The organism is Pontibacillus litoralis JSM 072002, from assembly GCF_000775615.1.
In the GTDB taxonomy this organism is placed as follows: Bacteria; Bacillota; Bacilli; order Bacillales; family BH030062; genus Pontibacillus; species Pontibacillus litoralis.
The window spans coordinates 62,412-83,116 of the sequence record NZ_AVPG01000007.1 but is presented as its reverse complement, the minus strand read 5'-3'; the positions used below and the strand labels follow the sequence as shown (position 1 = coordinate 83,116).

Below are 20,705 nucleotides of genomic sequence, written 5' to 3'. Positions count from 1 at the left end.
GAGGGACTCACATGGAAACAACAGAACAACAAACGTCCTACAATCCTATTCTACCCGTGATTCAGCATCAAAAGGATGACATCCAACGCTTTCTATTTGCAGGCTTTGGTTCTCGTTTTGTCGCCTATATCATTGACTTAATGGTCATCTGGGGAATCAATTCGATTGTAGTGCACCCTATCATCAAAATGGCAGGTTTACAAGAAGTAACGTTGTGGATTAACATGTTTAGCGTATCCAATATCGCTACAACGATTATTTTCTTTCTCTACTTTATTTTAATGACGAAGTTCTTTCGAGCGACTTTAGGTAAAATGATTCTTGGCATTTCTGTCGTATCATTAGCAGACCAACCTTTGACAATCGGACAAATTATTTTCCGAGAGTGTGTTGGCCGTTACATTAGCATGGCGTTTAGCGGATTACCCTACATCGTCGTTGCATTTACTAAGCGCCATCAAGGCATTCATGATCTCTTCGCAGATACTTCCGTAATTCGCAATCGATTTACAAAGCTTAATGATTACCTTGAACAACAAACGGTTGACGAAATATAAGGAAAGCAGGACTTACTTAGAGTAGGTCCTGCTTTCCTATTTACTATTTCACTAAATACAAACATAGGTGCACTTAAATCCCCTCTCTAACACAAACCGAAAGGGATGCTTATTCACTGCTTACACTCTGTGTTCATCTGCACGCCAATCTTGAATCGCTTTTTTAATTTCATCTGGTTTCATTGCTTCATTAGCTGCTTTCTCTGCCAAAGCTGGAAACTCCTCATCTGAGGCGAACCTTAGCGCTATTAATTGCGGTATCGTCAAGCGTGAATCTATCCGCTTATTGGTTAGCGTATAATAGCGAAATTGTTCCTCTAACCGAATCAGACGATCTTGCAGCTTTAATGCATTCAACCTCGCTAACATGCCAGCAATAATGCTAATCATAATCAGCATGAACATGATGAATACACCTAATGAAAAACCCTCCCGAACAACATATACGATAGCCGTAATAATCGTAATGAAACTAAGCGGCAACCAAATGAAATGCTGTAAAGGGTGATAGCGGCTGTGGTGCTCAAAGGATTGTTTACTCATTATTTCATCTCCCCTCTCTTTATATATACTATAATAACTTCATCTTACATGGGTATCATATTGACTCAGTATACCGAAATACATATCACAATAAATCCGTTCCTGTTAATGCTTGCTTAAACAATTGAATAATTTGTTTAGAAATCATGTGCATTTGCTCATTTGGTTTCTTTAACCAACCGAAGTAGACGATTTGTTGTGGGTATGGCGCTAAATCAAGCGTTACTAAATCCCCACTTATAACACTAGGATGATTGAGAAAAGAATAATCATGGCCAATTGTCATAGCCCCTCCCTCTCTTAAAGCACTTTCAATTGCGTGGATGTTATTCGTTTTATACAACACTTGAACGGAACCAAATTTAGCGCTAAAGTCTTCCACAAACCACTCAACCGAATCATCTTTATATAAAACTAACGATTCATTTCGTATTTCTTCAGGATGAATTCGACTCCGCTGTGCTAAAGGAGAAGTTTTTCCAACACAAGCAACCATTTTTCCCGTTACGAATGGTTCAAAATCCGACCCTACTTTATCTTGTAACATCTCTTGATTTAAAGCTACGAACCCCGCATCAATTTTATTCGCTTTAAAATTTTCCACTATTTCACTTGAACCTTTTTCTGAAATTTCTATATTAAGATTTGGGTATTTTTTCTTCAAAAAGGAAAACGTTTTTACCATAGGAGACATGAGACCAGGTATTGCTTCAAAACGTAATGAGCCAGACATAGAATTACTATAAAAGTACGCTTCTTTCTTAATATCTTGTATCGCCTCTAAGGCTTTTATCGATTTATTTATTATTACTTTACCTTCTTCAGTAGGAATAGCCCCTAGCCTTGAACGAGTAAATATTTTTATCCCTAAATCTTTTTCCAATGCCGTAATAGACAAGCTTACACCTGATTGAGTAATGTGCAGTGACTCCGCCGCTTTAGATACAGACTGACACTTCGCTACTTCTACGATATATTCAAGTTGTTCAATGTTCATAAAGGTCACCTTTCCATAAGTTACAGTTAAGTATATATAACTATCATTAATTTTATTTAATCATATGGTACCATTATAATAAAATTATAAGATTATTATTTAGATATTTAAAAGGGGATGTAAAATATGAAAGCAGCTGTATGGTATGGAAAAAATGATCTTCGCGTAGAAAATGTAGAAGAACCAGTCATTCAACCAGGAAAAGTAAAAGTAAAAGTTGCCTTTGCCGGGATTTGTGGTAGTGATTTGCACGCTTATCACGGTGCAGATGTCATCCAACAAGGTACGCCTCATCCAGTTACTGGAGTAATGGCACCGCTTACAATGGGTCATGAATTTTCTGGTGTAATAACGGAAGTTGGAGAAGGTGTTGACAACGTATCTGTAGGTGATCGTGTCGCTATCGAACCACTTATATATTGTGGTGAATGCGAACACTGTAAGAATAACAATTATAATCTGTGTGATAATTCTGGGTTTATCGGCTTACATGACAACGGTGGTTTCGCTGAATACGTTACTGTAGAACCCCATTTTGTGCACAAGTTACCTGATAACCTTTCTCTTGAACAAGGGGCTTTAATTGAACCAGCAGCTGTTGCTTTTCATGCAGTTAAACAAAGTAACATGAAAATTGGAAACAAAGTAGCTGTCTTTGGTGTAGGACCAATTGGACTATTAACCATTATTGCTGCACAAGCGGCAGGTGCTTCCGAAATTTATGCAATAGATGTTTCTTCAGAGAGATTACAAAAAGCGAAAGAAGTAGGCGCCACTCGTACAATTAACGCTATGGAAGAAGATGCTATAAAAACAATACTTTCTCAAGCTCCAGGCGGCGTTGATGTAGCATATGAAGTTGCGGGTGTCGAAGCAACATTAGCAAATGCCCTTTCCGTAATTAGAAAACAAGGCGAAGTTATGGTTGTATCAATCATTCCTGAACCAATCAAAATAGATATGATGCAACTGACGTTGAAAGAAGCTTATTTAACATCTGTTCTTGGCTATCGCCACATCTATCCAGAAGTCATTAGCTTAGTAGCAGCTGGAAAACTTGATATAGAAAAAGTAGTTACAAAGAAGATTAAATTAGAGAATATTGTTGAAGATGGAATGGAACTGCTCACTCATGATAAGAGCCAAGCTAAAATTCTAATTGATATTCAAAAATCATAAATAGTAGCTATGAAGACAGCAAAACCTGTCTTCATAGCTTTTTTTATTTGACAAGTACTTTGTGTATCTATATTACTGCAGTGCCATTTTGCCTTTGTCCTAGTTCTTGGTCAATAAGTAATAAGGCAGAAGGACTATTTCCAGCTAATTTCAACCGTTCGACAATAGTTAGGGACTGAGCCTCTTCATCTATTTGTTCTCTTAGAAAGTCTTCGACAATAACTACGGTTTGAGGATCCACTTGCTTGACATAGTCGTAAGCTTTTCGATAGGCATTGGTAACAAATTGTTCATGTTCCAAAACCTTTTGAAATGTTTCTAGTGGAGTGCCAAAGTCGGTTGGTTGATTCGACATTTCACTAATTTCCACTACACCATCTTTTCCTGATAAATAACGGATTAACATCAACATGTGCTCACGCTCTTCTTCTGATTGTAACCGTAACCACTTTGCCATCCCTGTATAATTTTTGCGATCCATATAAGCTGACATAGCTAAATATAAGGTTGTTGAAACATGTTCGATTTGAATCAAGTGATTAATCAACTGTTGAACTTCTTCTTTCAGCATTTCAACTCCTCCTATTTTATTATATATTCTATACACGATATGAAACATACCCATTCTTATGCCTAATACTTAGAGGATTAAAGGAAATCGTCTTGCTACAAACACACTCAGGAGATAAACTTCCGATTCACCTTCTTCCCTTCATAGGAAAATAATACACTTCGCTCTTCAATAAATGTTTCCATATGAACGGTTCTTCCCCAAAGTTGATACAAGTATGGAAAGGTTTTTTCTAAATAATCGACATCTAGTTCTACATCTTCGTAATGATGTTTCAAATATAACTCGCCATTTTTCAAATAATCTCCATCTTGCACTGTAATATAAGGAAAACCTCCGTTCACCCGCATCGTCACGAGCTGGTCACGAACCGCTTCATAATCTTTATCTGTTATTTTATAATCCCTTCCTTGCTTTTGAAACAAATACATATCCTCCCGGGCACATAATTCTTTCGTTAAATAATTACGAATAAAAGAAGTATCTGACTCCACTTCCCTCACTTCAAATATTTTCTCCCGACCAGACCCTTTTTTAATACCATATCTCCTCATTTCTTCAGTTGGATTGTTGTATCGTTCTTCTATATCTTCAAATAATTTCACCCCTAAATAATATGGATTTATTTGTGTTTTGGACGGTTGCACAACTCCTGCATTCAATTTTGAAAATTCAATCGCTTCTCCACTTGTCAAATCTAATTCACGTAAGATACGCGCGTGCCAATAAGAAGCCCATCCTTCATTCATCACTTTCGTTTCTAGCTGAGGCCAAAAATACAACATTTCCTCGCGCATCATCGTCATAATATCCCGTTGCCAATCCTCTAACTCACGACTATATTCTTCAATAAAGAGAACGACATCCTTCTCCGGTTGTGGTGGGAATTTTTTTTTCTTTTTTGTCTCCTTCTTTGGCTTTTCTTCGCCAATTTGCCAAATATCATCATACGGACTTGGAAGAGGTTTGTCTTCTTCCTCTTCTTCTAAATCTTCTAATGTCCACGCGAGTTTCGGTCGTAGCAAAGACGGATCAATATGTTCTTGAATGGCGAGGACAGCATCAATAAATTCCTCTACTGTTTTACGTCCATGTACTTTTTCGTAATAAGCTATTCTATCTGCGGTAGAGGCCATTTTCTCGACCATATCACGGTTTGTGTTGGCGAAACGAGCATTGTTTTTAAAGAAATCGCAATGAGCAAGGACGTGGGCAACGATGAGTTTATTTTGAATCAGACTGTTATTATTTAATAAGAAAGCATAACAAGGATCACTGTTAATAACGAGTTCATATATTTTACTTAAGCCTAAATCGTAGTGTAGTTTCATTTTGTGATATTGCTTCCCAAAGCTCCAATGGGAAAAACGCGTTGGCATTCCATATGCACCAAATGTATAAATAATATCCGCAGGACAAATTTCATAACGCATAGGATAAAAGTCTAAACCAAATCCTTCTGCTATCTCTGTAATCTCTTGTATCGCACGCTGCAATTCTTTATGATCCTGTGTATTCACGTTCATCTCCCTTTCGTACCTGTCTTACTATTAGTGTATGAAAGAAGCATTCGAGAATGACTTGAAGGTAATACTCGTATAATCTTATTTGAACAACGAACACTACAGAAGAAAGGAGATATTGCTATGTTAACCTTCCTTCCGCTTTTGTTGCTCGTATTCGTTTTGTACATCATTGTCATTCGCTTACTAGGGAAATCTGCTTTAGCACAACTTACACCTCATGATTTTGCTGCATTGTTCTTCTTAGCTTACGTTGCGTTTCAACCAATAAAGATTGAGACATATTGGCAAAGTTTTATCGGTATAATAGGGATTGGTGTAACGCATTTATTCATTTCAAAACTTACCTTAAACAATCGAATCAAGCACTGGATTATAGGAGAACCAACTGTACTCGTTCGTCACGGAAAAATACTGCCGAATAATTTAAGGAAGTCACATTTCTCGCTTAGTGAACTTCTTTCCGTTTTAAGAACGTCTGGTCACGCTCACGTTGCATCCATTGAATATGCTTTTTTAGAACCAAATGGAGATGTGAGCGTCATACCAAAGCGTGAATATGCAGCAGTTACACCTGCCGATTTGCACTTGGAGAAAGATTATGAAGGCATCCCGATTGCTGTTATTGTAGAAGGTGTTATTCAGAAGAGAAACCTGCAATTAATAAACAAAGAAGTAACGTGGTTAGAAGAAATGTTACACGAGCGGGGATTCAATAACATTCATGATATTTTTTTCGCTTATTGTTTAGAAAATGACGATGCATTGGAAGTGATGTTATATGAACAATCCCCCCGCTCTGAAGCATAAGCATGGGGACAAAAGTTATCTTTCAGCTCAGTTCCTGAAGCTCTCTAATGGGTTTCCTCTAGTCGCTAAATAGGAATCAATTTTCTTAATAGAAGGGTAGTTATTTTTTCCTTTAACGGTTTACCATTCGTCTCTTTCAGTTAACATATTACCGCAGGTCTTTAACTTTATATTTTATATTCTTCCAAATAAAAAACTGTGTAAGTAAGAAATTGTACGCATTTCCTACTTACACAGTTAATATTACACAGGGAACATATTTATTTACTTTGCTTCTGGAAAAATGCGATTTATCATTTGGCCAAATTCTTCAAAGAACCCTTCTACCGGCTTTCCGTTACGTACATCTTGTGCGTAATCATTCGTCATATCAAAAAACTTCTCATTAGCAGATACATACACGTTATCCACATCATTGTCCGTTTTCTTTACAACTTTTGCTACTTCTTTTTTTAGCGGATCATTTAAACGGTTCTCCCCATTGTCTAATGTTACCGCTACATACGCATTATTTTCTGTTTTTAAAACGTAGGCTCTATCTACATCCTCAACCTTATCGGAAACTTGATCAGCAATTTTACGTGCTACCGTATATTCATTGCGATTATTATCTCTATACGTATCTTCATTGCCAATGTTCTCTTCATTATAGTCTTGTCCATCTAGTCCACCATTTGGACGGTCATAATTTACATTGTTAAATCCATCATCCTCTGGCGAATAATCATTGTTTTGATTTTCATAGCTGTTGTTCATTCCCGCTTCTTCTTTGTTGTTATTGTCTGTATTACATCCAAATAGCATAAACGCGGAAAGTGCTGTTACACCTAATATTTTTAAATTCATGTTCATTCCTCCTAAAAGCAATTTTTTATCTATGCTCTTAGTATGTTTAGCATCCTTTACTTTATGCTTAAAAAAATCCCCTTAATGATTTTGTGGATTTTTCAGTTGTGATTTACTCCCTTTTTTCGAGCGATATGCCTTGCCTTTGTTTGTATCGCCTGTTATTTCACCGGTAAATTGTTGAGTGCTTTGGTTGCGACTACCTTTACTTCCATTTTTACTTGTCAATGAAATCCCTCCTATACATGTATCATGCGTGAGGCAAAAGTGGAATATGACAAGCACTTTTTCCTGTTGTCGCCATACTTTAACAAGTACACCAACATTATTATAGCGTGCTCTTCCTGTTAGTAGGTCACACTACAAACAACCCTTTATGAAAGGGGCAAAAAAATGTCGATTTATATTGCTGATTACGATAAGGCATTGTATTTTACATTGTGGGGGCAATGGGATGATTTGCTCGTATTAATGGTACGAACGGAAGATGATGTATTGTCTAAACGAATTGAAATGTTTTTACATGCGTATCATTACGCTAGAGAAGATGACAAGGTAATTGCATCGCACCAACAATTACTGCAATATATTGACCACGCAATGACGCACTTACCACCACACAGATCTTTAGAACAACAGGAATCGTTTACGTAATAAAAGGGATAGCATTAGGGGAACCACCAAAGACTTTTTGGGGGAAGCACCTAGCGCTATTCCTTTTTAATATTTAACTGGCATAATTTTGTACTAAAACGTTTGCTTTACTTCAAAACTAAAGGTATGATGTGAGGTAAGAGGTGGAATTAATGAATGGATTTGCAAAAAGAACAGAAATGAAAAAAAAGAACATACTTGATACTTCTTTTCGCCTTTTCTCTGAACATGGATTGCAAAAAGTAAGTATACAGCAAATCGCAAAACATGCTGAAGTGTCTCAAGTTACTATTTATAATTATTTCGGAAGTAAGCAACAATTATTAATTGACTCCATCAAGCATTATGCTTTTCAACAATTGGATGAAATGGAATCCATTTTATATGACAAAACGATTGTCTTTGATAAAAAAATTCAAATGCTCATGTCTTTAAAACAGGAAGATATGCAGCACTTTCATATAGAATTCATTCGATCCGTCATGTTCGATCAGCCTGAAATTCATGCATTTATGGAACAGTTTAATGAAACGTATAGCAAGCCTTTTTTTACGGAGTTTTTAAAGCAAGGAAAAGCTGAAGGATTCATTCGAGATGATATTACGGTAGACACGCTCATGTTCTACATTAACATGTACAGTGAAGCATCGTTACGCCATTTGAACGAGTCCTATGACCATGAACAATTGCAGCATTTTTACGAGCAAGTAATGCACTTATTCTTTTACGGTATAGCAGGTACTGACTAACCTCCCATAACATACCACACATGTCCCACGCAAAGGACGTTTATAATAAGCGTACTCTCTATTAAAGAGAGAGATGCGCTTTTTCTTACTACAAAGGTTCTAGCTGATAAGCAATTGCTTATTATACGGAATCGAAGTATGAAAACGTTCTCCTACTACTAGTCGCTTGCCTAAATGGGCAAGCGACTTATTTATAAATGAGAAAGAATTTTAGTTAACTCTTGATGGGAACTATCATGTTGTAAAATTGTATCCTTGTTACGTTGTAGTAGTGACTTATCGCCATGGAACAACATCGTACCATTTGCCATGACAACATAATGATCACTTAACCTCTCTAACTCATATCGGTCATGACTAATATATAAAAGTGTTTTCCCTTCGTTATGTAGCGTGGATAACCACTCTATAATATCTTCTTTTGCAGCAATGTCTACTCCAACAGTTGGTTCGTCAAATAGGCATATATTAGGATTGTGAATCATTCCAATACATAAATTTAATTTACGCTGCCAACCACCTGATAACTCATTCAACCGTTTATGTGCTACTTCATCAAGTCGGAGGGTTCGTTTCATTTTCTTCAAAAAATTTTGATCGGCCTGTTTCCATGATAGACGCAACCAAAAATCCATTTGCTGCGTAACAGTTAATTCTGGATACAATGCGATATCTTGAGGAATGTACCCAATCGACTGTCTCACCTGTTTCAACACGTGACGATAAGGCTGACCATTAAAGTAAAGTGTACCTTTTGTCGGTTTCTCGATAGAGGCAATTAATTTAAGTAACGTCGATTTTCCTGCTCCATTCGGACCCAAAATCCCATATGCCGCACCACTTTCTATCGAAAAAGAAGGAATCGCTAGCACTTGCTTACGTTTATAATACTTTTCAATTTGCACAAGTTCAATCATTCTATCCCTCCTAAATACGTCAATGGATTATTTCCAAACCAAACATGCGGAAAGAATGACGCTACTTCCATTCCTCCCAAATCGATACTGGATAACACCATCATATACATGATAAATGAACCGAGACTATAAAGCCCAATTACTACTAATACATTTTTCGAATGACGACAAAGGACAAACAATCCATAACAAATCGTCACAGTCACAGCTAGTACACATACTCCCCATATCACCCACGGCAACCATAATGATGTTGGTATTACGAGCAACATTCCAAAGGAAGAAAGGATATACGTGACAATAACTGCAATTAAAATACTCAACCATTTTCCAGCATAATAATAGAATAGATGATGTTGCATCAACTTAATTCGTTGGACAATTCCAGAATTCTTCTCTCTAATGATCGAAGGAAACAATACAAGGCCCAGTCCCCAAGCATATAACAAAAACAAAGCGAATATGATTTGCTCGCTAATTTGTATTACAGGACTGGAAGATGACGGATTGTTTTGATTTCTTTGTTCAAATTCCATTTCAAACAATGGTGTTGGTTGCCAAAAGCTTTCTGCATATCGGTAAGCCTCTTCCCATGTAGCAACCCCTTCTCCAGAGACAACATTTGCTGCTTTGGAGCTTAACACGATTCTCATCAGTTCTGCACCAATAAGCTCTTTTGCAAACGGGTCGAAGGTAGAACGCTCAGACCGTATCCAACGAATCGAATCGTTTATTTGTCCATTATGAACACTTTCTGTAAACCCTTTTTCCAAAACAAAGCCTGCTTCTACTTCCCCAGTTTGTACAACATGATTCATCTCTTCTAGCGTCATAAGTTGAATGCGGATCCGTTCTTCCTGATAAAGCCTTTCCACCATCAATTCGCTAAACTCCTGTTGATCTTCATCAACAAGTGCGATGGGAACAGCAGTATCTTGTACAGTTGTTTGCATAAATGGATACACGAGAAAAAAGCATATGAGTGGGAATGTAATAGCAAGGAGCGAGCGTACGGATTTAGTTTTCCATTTTCGAAGATGTAAAGAAAGGTACATAAGACTGTTGTCGCTCCCTTCTAACTGCACCGAGTAAACCGAACATCCATAACAGCAAACTAACGATGATTAGTGGTGCAATCACCTGTGTAGAAAGCGGTTCATTCATCAGTACGTTCTCCATTAGTAAATAGCTTGCTGCGAATGGATTCCAGACAGTTTCTACGTAGGATGGTAAATAAATAGATGGAATCCATACTCCGCCAGCCCCCATTGCTACAAAGCCAATCACAAGCAGCATACAGCTCCTTATATGTGGCTGTTGCACAACTCCTTCCATACATGACAGAAAAGAAGCAATGAAAATACCAACCATGATAAAAAGGAGTGACTGTTGTATAGACACATCAGAATTCACGTCGAAAAAAAACGTACTGTAACTAGCAATTAGACTACATACACTGCATACGACAAGCCATTTAAACGATTTAGCTATATAAAGCTGGAGTTCTGTAACATGAAACGCCCTTAGTCGATGTTTCATAGCTGTGGATAGAAAAGAAGCTTGCAACCATTGCAATATGAGCCCGCAAATGAACAACATCGTAATGCTAACACTAACACATAAATGAATGGCCCAACCGCTATTCGTTCCACTAGGCACCATTTCTGTATCAAATGCTTTGTTTCGGTTTAACGCAAACAACGTATAGGTAATAATTGTTTGTTGCAACCTTTCCTTGCGTTGATTCACTGGTATATCCTTCAAATATAAATCGTACACCGTATTCACCGCACTTTGTGATGCCGATATGTATTGAGAACCACTTGATAATAACAGTTCCACCATATTCGCTTGTAACGGAGTATGTTGGTTTGTAATAACTCGTAACGGTGTATTTTCTCCTGCTCGTAAGCTAGAAGTGAAGTCAGCAGGTATGTGAATAATAGCTGGAGTATCTCCACTTGCAAACATTGTTCTTGCCTCAGCTTCGTCGACTGTTGTAAGTTGTAACACTTCTTGGATGTCCTCTTCGTTTGACAGTTGCTTCACTAACGCTTTCGTTTCAAACGTTTGATCCTCATCCACAATAGCGACTTCAATAATAGGAATGTCTTCCTTTAGAGAAACACCAATCGAAAATACCACTAAAGCTAGCATGAACGGAATAAAAATGGACAAAAAAAGAGGGGCAGGCCTCAGAATGGTCCCCCTCAATTCATTTAATGCTAACGAGAACACACTCATATTCGACTCTGCCTCCTACTTCTGTTTTTTTGTAATTAAAAGGCGCCTAATCCACCCATCATGCCTTGCATATACGTTTCAAAATTCTTCTCTATTTCTTGAACAATTTTCGCTAGTTCTTCATCGGATTTCTCCATTACTTGCACTGCTTCTTCTCCTTCAAGAGATGGGAAGGTTAAGTCGTCAGTGAACGTATAATTCTGATCTATGTTGAATTCAACATTAAATTTGCTATTTGCCATCGCTGGATCATTTGGCACAACATTTACACCAATGTCCATCTTATTGTTGAATGTATCCTTCTCTTCATTCAATGTTTCCATGTTCATGTAACCATCAACAACAGGAATCGACTCCATACCTTCTTGCTCTTGCATATTAACATCAAATTCCATGTTAATAGAAGTTTCAGTGTAATCTGCATTTAAAACAACATCTCCAGAGAAATCACCTGCTTCTCCTTCTGTTGCTACACCAATTGTATAATCAACGTGAAAACCATCTTTGTTTGGCTTTCCTTTTTCATCAAGATTCAATGTCATCTTACCTTTAGAATTAGAAATTTCAAGTGTTGTGTTTGATGTGTATGCATCTTCAGATTCTTTCAAATAATCATTCGCGTAAACAATAGTAAAAGTGTCTTTTTCCTCTGCATTAGCAATTTCAATCGTCCAAGTCTCTTGTTCCACTACGTCATCTTTAATATATGCTTCGCCTACAATACCATTTGGCAACGTTATCTTCTCTACGTTCGCAAGCGCTTCATCAATGGATTCTTTAATAGATTCTTGCTCTGATTGAGGGTTAAGCCCCTGAAGCTTCATTTGTTTATCAAACTCTTCCCACAATCTTTCATCTTCTTTCAATTTCTCTAAAAGCGTTGTAACCATTGCTTGTGCCGTTTCTTCGCTGATTTCAATCGTTACCTTGTCATACTTCTTTTCGTTATATGTTACACCTTCTTCTAAAGTGAACTGATCTTCAGAAATATGTTTCATTAATGCCTCGTTATAGTCTTCTACAATTTCATTGATTTGTTCAGGTGTAAAAGCTGCCTTATTTGATTCAACGAAATTCGGAATTTCTGTAACTCCTTGGCTCGGCTCCCCCATACGTTCCATAAAGTCACCAAGTTCATTGTTTTTTAAAGCGAAATATTTATCATAAAGAAATGGAACTTTCACGCCAGTACTTTCTTCATTTTGATATATACTTCCGCTAGCTAAACTTGTTCCTTGTAGCTGAATATCCAATCCACCAAACATTTCATTTGTCTCTGGATTAACTTGTGTATCCATCTTCAGTTGTAAAGTAGAAAGAATTCCTTGAATCATTTGTAATTCAGGTATTACTTGTGTACCTTCTGCACTTACGTTTACAGACATATCTGCATCCGCTTTATACGCTTCTTCCATTAAACGCTCTTGCAAAACAAATGAATTCTTATTATATTCCTTTAACCTATCCCATTTAGTAGTAAGTGTATCCTTTTCTGCATTCGCATACATCGCCATCGGACTATTGCTCTTCATTACCCCAAAAGCAGTAGCACCTAATGCAATAACGACAATGGCAGAAATAACGATAACAAGCCACTTGTTCACACCTTTTTTCTGTTCAGTCATGCATTTCTCCCCTTTTTAATTAAACTACTAATCACAGTATGTAAATTCGGTTATTATTATACTATGTTGATATTCTATTGAAAACCCTCTTTATTCCTAAAATAGTACCCTATACCAGCATAACAACTACATACCACGCGCTCCATTATATAACACCTCTTACACTTTTACTACCCCTATAACAAAGAAATACCAACTACATATTGGGCTCCCCCCTAATTCAACCCAACATATCGCACTCGGGATTTCTAACCGACATTTAACATCTACGCGCGATCTTAAAATCATCCAAAAACATCGCTATCCATTTCTATAGATAACGATGTTTTTGTGTAATTCATTTCACTTGTCCTGGTGGCCCATCTGCTTCGTGGCCTTTCGCTTTTCCGGGTGGAACATCTGCTTCGTGGCCTTTCGCTTTTCCGGGTGGAACATCTGCTTCATAGCCTTTCGCTTTTCCAGGTGGAACATCTGCTTCGTAGCCTTTCGCTTTTCCAGGCGGGCCATCTGCTTCATGGCCTTTCGCTTTTCCAGGCGGGCCATCTGCTTCATGGCCTTTCGCTTTTTTAGGTGGAGCATCTGCTTCGTGGTCTTTCGCTTTTTTAGGTCGGTCAGGCGACTCTTTTAATGTTGGCTGACTATGTTTAGATGGTGTTATAGGCTTAGTCGATTGTAAATATTGAATCAATACTTCTCTTGCTTCTCTTACTGTTACTGATTTCTGGATTTCTTCTTGAATATGTGCCGGTAAGGTTTGAGCAATATTCTCGCTACTGTCCTTCTTTAAACTAGGTGGGATACCTTGAAGAAGTTCGTCCACATTGTATTGTTCATTATATATAAATGAAGAAGCTCCTTCATCGCTTCTTTTCGTAATATCATATTTCATTTCACTAGATATACTCTCCAGCTGATCTGCCTTTTCACTTGAATTATAATAAAAAGATTGAATCATTTCTTTTTCTTTACTATCCATTGTCGGATTAGGAGATGTTTCTTGATTCGTATTCATCTGCTTCACAGAACTTTCGGTACCTTCTAACGCTTCCGCATATATTTCATTCATCGATTCATCCACTTGTTGAGCTTCTTTATAAAATTCTTTAGGTACTTCAAATGTTGCATATACAACATCAGACACGTTGGATTCAAGATGTTTGTCAATACGATCGATTAGTAAGTGATTATCTGTCGGTTCATCATAACTAATCCCAATTAGAACTTCTCTTAATTCACTCATATCTTTCTTCTGTCGTCCTCGCTCAATAATAGAAGCAACTACTTGTTCAACTGGTTCGTTCTCCCAATGGTGAATGGAATCTATAAATGATACCCCATCTTCATTTAATGGGATGAGTTCTGTTACATTCATATGCTCGTTTACTCTTAACTCTAAACTCGGGTTCATTTCAATGTTTACATACGCGTACACTTGTTTGGATTCATACCACGTATAAAAAGGAATCGCGGCTATTAAGACAACAAGTAGTACAGCGATAAATCGAGCATTAGGAATTAAATTTCTGGAAAAAAGCCAGGGAAACCGGTTCTTCTCTTCTAATGGTTCAAAGATAATTTCCTCCCCTAGTATACCTTTTCCCACAGGTTTCGCTTTATGGAATGTCCCATCTTGGCTCATTACAATCGTATAACGACGGTGCAATTCCATAATGACCCCTTTTCTCAAAGGCCCACCTCCCTAATATAGTCTTTTAAATAAACGTAATCCTCATGCAATATAATAAAGATTGCCAATATGAATTTGCGATTACGTTCTAGTGTTTTCTTGCTAACATCGACTTTTTCAGCCAAAAGTTTCATAGGAAGTTTACGCTTTTGCAAAACAAAGCTTCTACAATATTCATCATTGTATATAGTACGAGCTACCTTGACGGCAGATTCTCTGGCATCTCTATGCTTCGGAGACACTTTAGTTAGCTCATCAAAAGATAAGTTATACGTTTTTAATTGCTCCGAATACTCTTGGATTTCTATTCGCCTATACCAGTTCACTGTTTCTATATCATAACGATCAAGCGCAGCACGAACTTCTTGAGGATTCTCACTTTTCTCCTCTTCATCACAGTCTTGATCTAAAGTAGCTACAGCTAGGTTCCGCTGCTCATAGCGAATATAATCAATCGTTTTTCGTTTCACAACCAATTTAGCAAACGAGAGAAATGAACTGCCTTTCTCTCGAGAGTACGACTGGATTGCTTCATGGAAAGCCATTAACCCAATACTAAACTCATCATCTTTAGAAGGATCTATATATCGTTTGCAAACTTCTGAGACACTTTTGGCGATAAAAGGTTGATAATTTTTAAGGAGATCATTCAATACTTGTTCGTTGCCCGATTTAGCAAGTTCTACTTGTTCCTCGAGACTTTGTTCTCCTTTATTATGAAGTAGGCGCCTAATCAACCTTTATCACCTCCAGCTATTATATTTTTTCGTTTTTGTCGATTGATTTAAGGGTGGTGTTCCTTTTGTTTTTTTCATTTTTGTTACAGAATGATTTCATTCCTTGTCATAATTGATACATCATTTTCCTATCATGACAAGGGTTTGAGCCATATTCAATAAGGGTATCATACACTAAATCAAACTAGGAATCTACCATTTAATAGAGTGGTTTTTTCTCACTTATTGTAAACACAATAGAACCTTTACTCTATACCCTACTTTTCTAATTTAAAAACTTGGCTTTTCAGAAATAACAAAAAATACTATCTCCCACTTATTGGAGGAGATAGTTGTATTCCTTATGGCACATGAAGATTAGGAATCTCTTCTACATGTTCATGAAAATATGTAATTGGTACCGCTAAGCCTACTTTTCCATATTGATTTTTATCTATTGTAGCGAAGATTACTCCGATTACTTTACCATCTGCGTTAATAACAGGACTGCCACTATTCCCATGGTAAATTGGAGCATCTAACATAAATACTTCCTCTTGCCAATCCCCCAAATGGGTATAACCAATTACTTTCCCTTCATTGGCAATGCCAGAAAAACGAAGAGGATTACCTATAAAATGAACGGCTTCTCCTTCTTCAAAGGATGTTTGTTCTGCTAAAGGGAGATAAGGTATATGCTCAACTGGCTCACCTTGTACATCTCTCGCTTTTAACAGCGCTAAATCAATTTCTTCATATTCTGCGACAACCTCCCCTTGAAATTGACCGTCCTCTGGAAATGTTATGGTTACTTTTTCTCCATTATCAATGACGTGATAATTCGTTACAATATAACCATCACTCGTAATCGAGAACCCTGTTCCTTTTGACTTCCCTGCCTTAACTACTACGACAGCTTCTTTATCTTCCTTAATGATTGGATCTGTAGATAACTGTGCTGACGTTTTTAGAAACTCAATAGCAGGAATCGAAAATGTATTCGGTATCACTGCGATAATATTAATACATAACACGATAGCAATCAGCCAAAACGGCCATTTAGGCAAAGTTCTGCGCTTTTCTGATGTATTTTTATTTTTCAATGCTTTCTCTCGCTCTTCTTCAACAAGCTGAAGCAATTCTTCTTCCTCTATTTCTTCAAATAAGTCATCATCCACAACATCACGTTTACCTTGATCATTTTGTTCGTTCATTACCGTCTCCCTTTCCTTACATATTACACCAAGTATAGTAATTAATTTAGAGTCAATATTATTCGACATAAGTATTTCGTAATATTTTTTATAATTCCCCCCATACTAACAATAGTGACGTAATGAAGGGGGATTATATATGTGGAAAAGAAAGAAAAATCGTCCCCATTTTCCATGTTCTATTGAGGTGCTACACAATCAGTTTAAAAGCGCATTACACGACAGTCCAGACTTAGAGATGGTTACCTATACGATTGGTCGAAAGCAAGTGGCGATATTCTATATTTCCTATCAAATTAACAAAAAAGAGCTACACAAACATATTTTAAGTACGATTGTTCAATTACCTTCACAACACGCTCATTATCAACATTTATTGAACACGATTCCTATAGCAGGACGATCGTATGAAGCGTTAACACCTATCATAAAAAGCTTATTGCAAGGTCATTGTTGTGTGTATATAGAGCATGATGATCAAGCTTTAACATATGCCATTTCTGAAGTAAAACAACGATCTGTTGATAAAGCAGAAAATGAGTCCCTCATCTACGGACCACAACTTTCCTTTACCGAGTCGTTAGAGACGAATTTAAACATCGTTCAATGGCGATTAAACACCGGTGACCTAGAAGCGGATAAACTTATGGTTGGCGAAAGAATTCCTACAGAAGTAAGAGTCGTTTATTTAAAATCATTAGCCAATGAAGAGAATGTCCAAACGGTTACACAACGCATTAATGATTTAGTAATAGATGATGTGATAGATACATCTGTGTTAGCGCAATTAATTGAAGATAAATCAACAAGTATGTTTCCTCAATCACTACAAACAGAATTACCAGACCGGTTATGTTATGAAATAAAAAAAGGACGAATTGGAATATTACTTGATAAAAGCCCACACGTCCTCATTGTACCTATATCGATATTTAATTTATTAGAATCAACTGAAGATGTATATATGCGGTGGAATATGGGAACATTTCTAAGGATTTTACGTATTATTGCGACAATTCTATCCATCTTACTAACACCTGCATATGTAGCTGCATTAACGTATCATTATGAAGTCATTCCTTCATCATTATTAGTTTCCTTAGGACAATCACGTTCAAATGTTCCTTTTCCACCACTTATAGAAGCGCTCTTATTAGAGTTAGTCATCGAACTATTGCGTGAGGCAGGAGTACGATTACCAACGAAGGTCGGTCAAACTATGGGCATCGTTGGTGGTATTGTCTTAGGTCAAGCAGCTGTACAAGCTGGTTTTACAAGCAACATCCTTATTATCATTATTGCCTTAAGTGCGCTCGGTTCTTTCACCGCCCCAAACTATATGATGGGTACAGCCATACGTATCATCCGTTTCCCTACCATCATTATGGCTGGACTATGGGGATTCATCGGCATCTTTGCAGCTTGCGCCTTTTTTATTATTCACTTATTACGATTATCTTCATTAGGAAGACCTTATTTAGAACCGATTTATCCTTTCATTTTAAAGGATGTCAATAATAATTTCTTTCGATTACCTTGGAATAAAAATAATACAAGACCTTTAGCTAGTCAACCAAAAGACTCTTTTCGCTTTTCTAGTTTAAAAGCAAAAGAAAAAAAAGACATTGATGAGTAGGGATAACTGTGCATCCATCAGGCCCAAATATAAATAAAAACGCTCAAGTATCTGCTTTCTACATTTTCTTCGTTATCCATTCGATGCAAATAGGGGCAGGTATCATGGGCATTCCTCAAATACTATTTATCCAAGCAAAAGGCAGCGCATGGATATCTGTGCTACTTACTGGCATACTTCTCCATTTAACGGTATTTATTATGGTGAAACTGCTTCAACAATACGAAAATGCTGATTTGTTTATGATTCAGAAGAAATTATTCGGTAAATGGATTAGTTTATTGCTCGGAACTATTTATTTATCGTATTTATTTTTAGTTGTAAGTAGCATTATTTTAACTTATATTGAAGTAGTACAAGTGTATATTTTCCCAGATATACCCAACTACCAATTGTCATTTCTGTTAATTGCTTTAGCTGTATACGCTATAAATGGCGGCTTTCGAGTTGCAGTAGGAACCTCTTTCATCTTTTTTTTCGTTAGTTCTTTCATGATGCTACTCCTTATTAAGCCGATTACATTGATTGAATGGGTTCATTACCTCCCCATTATTCAAGCGCCTTTGCGAGATATACTAATGGGCGCCTATCAAACATCTTATACAGTGATCGGATTAGAAATCTTGCTATTTATTTACCCTTTCATTATAAATAAGAGGAAAATCGCCGTAGCAGCCCATTCTGCTGTTTTCTATACGACCTTTATTTTATTTTTCGTTACCTTTGTTTCTATTGGTTACTTCAGTGGTCCACAATTAGAAAATCAAATCTGGCCCACTCTTTCTATGTTTAAAATTGTTACCTCACCAATTATTGAACGGTTTGATTTTCTAGCTGTTGCTTTTTGGATATTCATCATATTACCGAACATTATTTTATTTACTTGGCTCATTAGTTACGGAGCAAAACGATTATACCATGTCAAACAAAAGCATGCCCTCTATGTTTTAGCGTTCCTTCTTTATCTTGTTGTTAGTATAGTATATGATCGTACCATGATTCGTAATCTATCTACTTCCGCTGGAAACATTGGGTTCTATATCGTTTTCGTATATCCTTGGATACTTTATCTTCTTATAGTGATTAAGAAAAAAATGCAACAATTAAAGGGGAGGAACACCCCATGAGGAATATGTTTATCGTACTATTATGTATCGTAACTATTATTTCAGGATGCGTTCAAAAAAACTATATAGAATATTTAGGTATTGTTACTGCAATTGGTTTTGATTTACTTGAAAACGAGCGCATAGAAGGAACCCATATCATTCATCAATTTGATCCGAATGCAACCAACATTTCACAAAACATTTCTAGTCAAGGAAATACTACTAAAGGGATTCTATATAAGGCTAATCTAAAGACGAGTAAGGACCTCTCCTTTGGCCAGCTACATGTCATTCTATACGGTCAAGAAGTAGCAGAAAAAGGCCTTATGCGATTACTAGATACAATAGAACGCGACTCTGACATTTCAGACATGTTGTATTTAGCAGTTAGTGACACAACTTCTAAAGAAGTGCTTGCTATTGAGAATTATGAGGATGCACCGAACATTGGTGTTTATTTGCACAAACTGATTAAGAAAAACATTGAAGATGAAATCATTCCTGACACGACCCTTCATGAATTTCTATACAATTATTATGACTATGGATCTGATCCCATTTTACCAGTGATTTCAACGGTGAATGGGAAAGCAACTATACAACAGCTTGCCATCATGCAAAATGATCAAATGGTAGGGGCGATTTCAACAGATGATGCTTTTTTCATTAAACTGATACGCGATCAATATAAAGCTGGTCAATTAGATTTATCTATTCCACAAGAAGTCATGAATCAAAAGACCGAATCACCTACTATCTATATAAACTTAGATGAAATCCGTAGCCGTTCTAATATCCAGTTAACTGACATGCACAACTTACATTTTGAAGTGAATATAAATCTAAAAGCGAGGTTGTTGGAAATATCCGAGAATATCCCACTGGATAAAGAAGAGAATGTGAAGCAAATTGAGCAATATATGAATAAGTATATACCCATGCAATTAGAAGAGCTACTCCAAAAATTGCAGCAGTTACAATCCGATCCATTTGGGTTTGGATTAATCTATCAGAAGCACACGGGAGCCGAAGCTTTAAAAGAAGATAAATGGCGAGAAATTTTCCCTGATATAAGCGTACAATTCAATGTAGAAACACAATTGCTTCGCAGCGGTATTATACGTTAAT

The 20,705-nt window shown here is 36.9% G+C and carries 21 protein-coding genes; 8 read left to right on the top strand and 13 right to left on the bottom strand.

Annotated features, from left to right (window positions below; translation table 11 throughout):
- The first annotated feature begins 11 nt into the window (after window positions 1-11).
- Window positions 12-557, top strand: a complete 546-nt coding sequence (locus N784_RS06725; RefSeq protein ID WP_036833537.1) for an RDD family protein — start codon at window positions 12-14, stop codon at window positions 555-557.
- A 120-nt stretch (window positions 558-677) separates the two neighbouring features.
- Here N784_RS06725 and N784_RS06720 read toward each other — a convergent pair whose 3' ends face one another.
- Window positions 678-1,100: a DUF6526 family protein gene (locus N784_RS06720; protein ID WP_036833535.1), complete on the bottom strand. Its 423-nt coding sequence runs from the start codon at window positions 1,098-1,100 to the stop codon at window positions 678-680.
- Window positions 1,101-1,185: 85 nt separating this feature from the next.
- Window positions 1,186-2,097: a LysR family transcriptional regulator gene (locus N784_RS06715; protein ID WP_052127171.1), complete on the bottom strand. Its 912-nt coding sequence runs from the start codon at window positions 2,095-2,097 to the stop codon at window positions 1,186-1,188.
- A gap of 126 nt (window positions 2,098-2,223) precedes the next feature.
- Here N784_RS06715 and N784_RS06710 point away from each other — a divergent pair, with 126 nt between their 5' ends.
- Complete coding sequence (locus tag N784_RS06710) at window positions 2,224-3,276, top strand: 2,3-butanediol dehydrogenase (protein WP_036833533.1); 1,053 nt, start codon at window positions 2,224-2,226, stop codon at window positions 3,274-3,276.
- Window positions 3,277-3,343: 67 nt separating this feature from the next.
- Here N784_RS06710 and N784_RS06705 read toward each other — a convergent pair whose 3' ends face one another.
- Window positions 3,344-3,847: a ferritin gene (locus N784_RS06705; protein WP_198134405.1), complete on the bottom strand. Its 504-nt coding sequence runs from the start codon at window positions 3,845-3,847 to the stop codon at window positions 3,344-3,346.
- Between the two features lie 107 nt (window positions 3,848-3,954).
- The gene (locus N784_RS06700; RefSeq protein WP_036833531.1) at window positions 3,955-5,367 is read right to left on the bottom strand and encodes a SpoVR family protein; all 1,413 of its coding nucleotides are present in this window, start codon (window positions 5,365-5,367) and stop codon (window positions 3,955-3,957) included.
- Window positions 5,368-5,493: 126 nt separating this feature from the next.
- On the opposite strand from N784_RS06700, the gene N784_RS06695 reads away from it, so the two are divergent.
- A complete protein-coding gene (locus N784_RS06695; protein ID WP_036833530.1) occupies window positions 5,494-6,180 on the top strand; it encodes a DUF421 domain-containing protein in 687 nt (228 codons plus the stop codon).
- Between the two features lie 264 nt (window positions 6,181-6,444).
- Here the strand turns inward: N784_RS06695 and N784_RS06690 are convergent, their stop codons facing one another.
- Window positions 6,445-7,026, bottom strand: coding sequence for a YhcN/YlaJ family sporulation lipoprotein (locus N784_RS06690; RefSeq protein ID WP_036833527.1), 582 nt, complete (start codon window positions 7,024-7,026; stop codon window positions 6,445-6,447).
- 81 nt (window positions 7,027-7,107) lie between these two features.
- Window positions 7,108-7,254, bottom strand: a complete 147-nt coding sequence (locus N784_RS06685) for an imidazoleglycerol-phosphate dehydratase (RefSeq protein WP_156965195.1) — start codon at window positions 7,252-7,254, stop codon at window positions 7,108-7,110.
- A gap of 171 nt (window positions 7,255-7,425) precedes the next feature.
- Between N784_RS06685 and N784_RS06680 the strand changes: the two genes are divergently transcribed.
- Window positions 7,426-7,680: a YhdB family protein gene (locus N784_RS06680; protein WP_036833597.1), complete on the top strand. Its 255-nt coding sequence runs from the start codon at window positions 7,426-7,428 to the stop codon at window positions 7,678-7,680.
- Window positions 7,681-7,832: 152 nt separating this feature from the next.
- Window positions 7,833-8,429, top strand: coding sequence for a TetR/AcrR family transcriptional regulator (locus N784_RS06675; RefSeq protein WP_036833524.1), 597 nt, complete (start codon window positions 7,833-7,835; stop codon window positions 8,427-8,429).
- 191 nt (window positions 8,430-8,620) lie between these two features.
- On the opposite strand, the gene N784_RS06670 is transcribed toward N784_RS06675, so the two are convergent.
- The 7 genes from N784_RS06670 to N784_RS06640 form a co-directional block, all read right to left on the bottom strand.
- Window positions 8,621-9,346 carry an ABC transporter ATP-binding protein gene (locus N784_RS06670; RefSeq protein WP_052127170.1) on the bottom strand — a complete coding sequence of 242 codons (726 nt, stop codon included), beginning with the start codon at window positions 9,344-9,346 and terminating at the stop codon, window positions 8,621-8,623.
- Entirely contained in the window at window positions 9,343-10,401 is a 1,059-nt protein-coding gene (locus N784_RS06665; protein WP_036833523.1) for an ABC transporter permease, read from the bottom strand. The genes N784_RS06670 and N784_RS06665 overlap by 4 nt, the downstream gene beginning before the upstream one ends.
- Window positions 10,364-11,590 carry an ABC transporter permease gene (locus N784_RS06660; RefSeq protein ID WP_036833521.1) on the bottom strand — a complete coding sequence of 409 codons (1,227 nt, stop codon included), beginning with the start codon at window positions 11,588-11,590 and terminating at the stop codon, window positions 10,364-10,366. Before N784_RS06660 ends, N784_RS06665 begins: the two co-directional genes overlap by 38 nt.
- Before the next feature lie 35 nt (window positions 11,591-11,625).
- Window positions 11,626-13,215, bottom strand: a complete 1,590-nt coding sequence (locus N784_RS06655; protein WP_036833518.1) for a DUF6583 family protein — start codon at window positions 13,213-13,215, stop codon at window positions 11,626-11,628.
- 337 nt (window positions 13,216-13,552) lie between these two features.
- On the bottom strand, window positions 13,553-14,902 hold the full coding sequence (locus N784_RS06650) for an anti-sigma-I factor RsgI family protein (RefSeq protein ID WP_036833517.1): 1,350 nt from the start codon (window positions 14,900-14,902) through the stop codon (window positions 13,553-13,555).
- Window positions 14,899-15,639, bottom strand: coding sequence for an RNA polymerase sigma-I factor (gene sigI, locus N784_RS06645; RefSeq protein ID WP_036833516.1), 741 nt, complete (start codon window positions 15,637-15,639; stop codon window positions 14,899-14,901). The genes N784_RS06650 and sigI overlap by 4 nt, the downstream gene beginning before the upstream one ends.
- A 341-nt stretch (window positions 15,640-15,980) precedes the next feature.
- On the bottom strand, window positions 15,981-16,832 hold the full coding sequence (locus tag N784_RS06640; protein WP_036833514.1) for a S1C family serine protease: 852 nt from the start codon (window positions 16,830-16,832) through the stop codon (window positions 15,981-15,983).
- A gap of 139 nt (window positions 16,833-16,971) precedes the next feature.
- On the opposite strand from N784_RS06640, the gene N784_RS06635 reads away from it, so the two are divergent.
- Genes N784_RS06635 through N784_RS06625 form a run of 3 tightly spaced genes read left to right on the top strand, consistent with a single transcriptional unit; the run spans window position 16,972 to window position 20,704 of the window.
- Complete coding sequence (locus tag N784_RS06635) at window positions 16,972-18,468, top strand: spore germination protein (protein ID WP_036833512.1); 1,497 nt, start codon at window positions 16,972-16,974, stop codon at window positions 18,466-18,468.
- Window positions 18,469-18,476: 8 nt separating this feature from the next.
- On the top strand, window positions 18,477-19,595 hold the full coding sequence (locus tag N784_RS06630) for a GerAB/ArcD/ProY family transporter (protein ID WP_232305983.1): 1,119 nt from the start codon (window positions 18,477-18,479) through the stop codon (window positions 19,593-19,595).
- Window positions 19,592-20,704 carry a Ger(x)C family spore germination protein gene (locus N784_RS06625; RefSeq protein WP_036833510.1) on the top strand — a complete coding sequence of 371 codons (1,113 nt, stop codon included), beginning with the start codon at window positions 19,592-19,594 and terminating at the stop codon, window positions 20,702-20,704. The genes N784_RS06630 and N784_RS06625 overlap by 4 nt, the downstream gene beginning before the upstream one ends.
- Window position 20,705: the final 1 nt, after the last annotated feature.

Bases quoted from the DNA above. Each gene is read 5' to 3' on its own strand.
- N784_RS06665 (WP_036833523.1), bottom strand. From the start codon at position 10,401: ATGTACCTTTCTTTACATCTTCGAAAATGGAAAACTAAATCCGTACGC.
- N784_RS06725 (WP_036833537.1), top strand. From the start codon at position 12: ATGGAAACAACAGAACAACAAACGTCCTACAATCCTATTCTACCCGTG.
- N784_RS06695 (WP_036833530.1), top strand. From the start codon at position 5,494: ATGTTAACCTTCCTTCCGCTTTTGTTGCTCGTATTCGTTTTGTACATC.
- N784_RS06690 (WP_036833527.1), bottom strand. From the start codon at position 7,026: ATGAATTTAAAAATATTAGGTGTAACAGCACTTTCCGCGTTTATGCTA.
- N784_RS06705 (WP_198134405.1), bottom strand. From the start codon at position 3,847: ATGCTGAAAGAAGAAGTTCAACAGTTGATTAATCACTTGATTCAAATC.
- N784_RS06625 (WP_036833510.1), top strand. From the start codon at position 19,592: ATGAGGAATATGTTTATCGTACTATTATGTATCGTAACTATTATTTCA.
- N784_RS06675 (WP_036833524.1), top strand. From the start codon at position 7,833: ATGAATGGATTTGCAAAAAGAACAGAAATGAAAAAAAAGAACATACTT.
- N784_RS06640 (WP_036833514.1), bottom strand. From the start codon at position 16,832: ATGAACGAACAAAATGATCAAGGTAAACGTGATGTTGTGGATGATGAC.
- N784_RS06655 (WP_036833518.1), bottom strand. From the start codon at position 13,215: ATGACTGAACAGAAAAAAGGTGTGAACAAGTGGCTTGTTATCGTTATT.
- N784_RS06715 (WP_052127171.1), bottom strand. From the start codon at position 2,097: ATGAACATTGAACAACTTGAATATATCGTAGAAGTAGCGAAGTGTCAG.
- N784_RS06710 (WP_036833533.1), top strand. From the start codon at position 2,224: ATGAAAGCAGCTGTATGGTATGGAAAAAATGATCTTCGCGTAGAAAAT.
- N784_RS06635 (WP_036833512.1), top strand. From the start codon at position 16,972: ATGTGGAAAAGAAAGAAAAATCGTCCCCATTTTCCATGTTCTATTGAG.
- N784_RS06670 (WP_052127170.1), bottom strand. From the start codon at position 9,346: ATGATTGAACTTGTGCAAATTGAAAAGTATTATAAACGTAAGCAAGTG.
- N784_RS06720 (WP_036833535.1), bottom strand. From the start codon at position 1,100: ATGAGTAAACAATCCTTTGAGCACCACAGCCGCTATCACCCTTTACAG.
- N784_RS06660 (WP_036833521.1), bottom strand. From the start codon at position 11,590: ATGAGTGTGTTCTCGTTAGCATTAAATGAATTGAGGGGGACCATTCTG.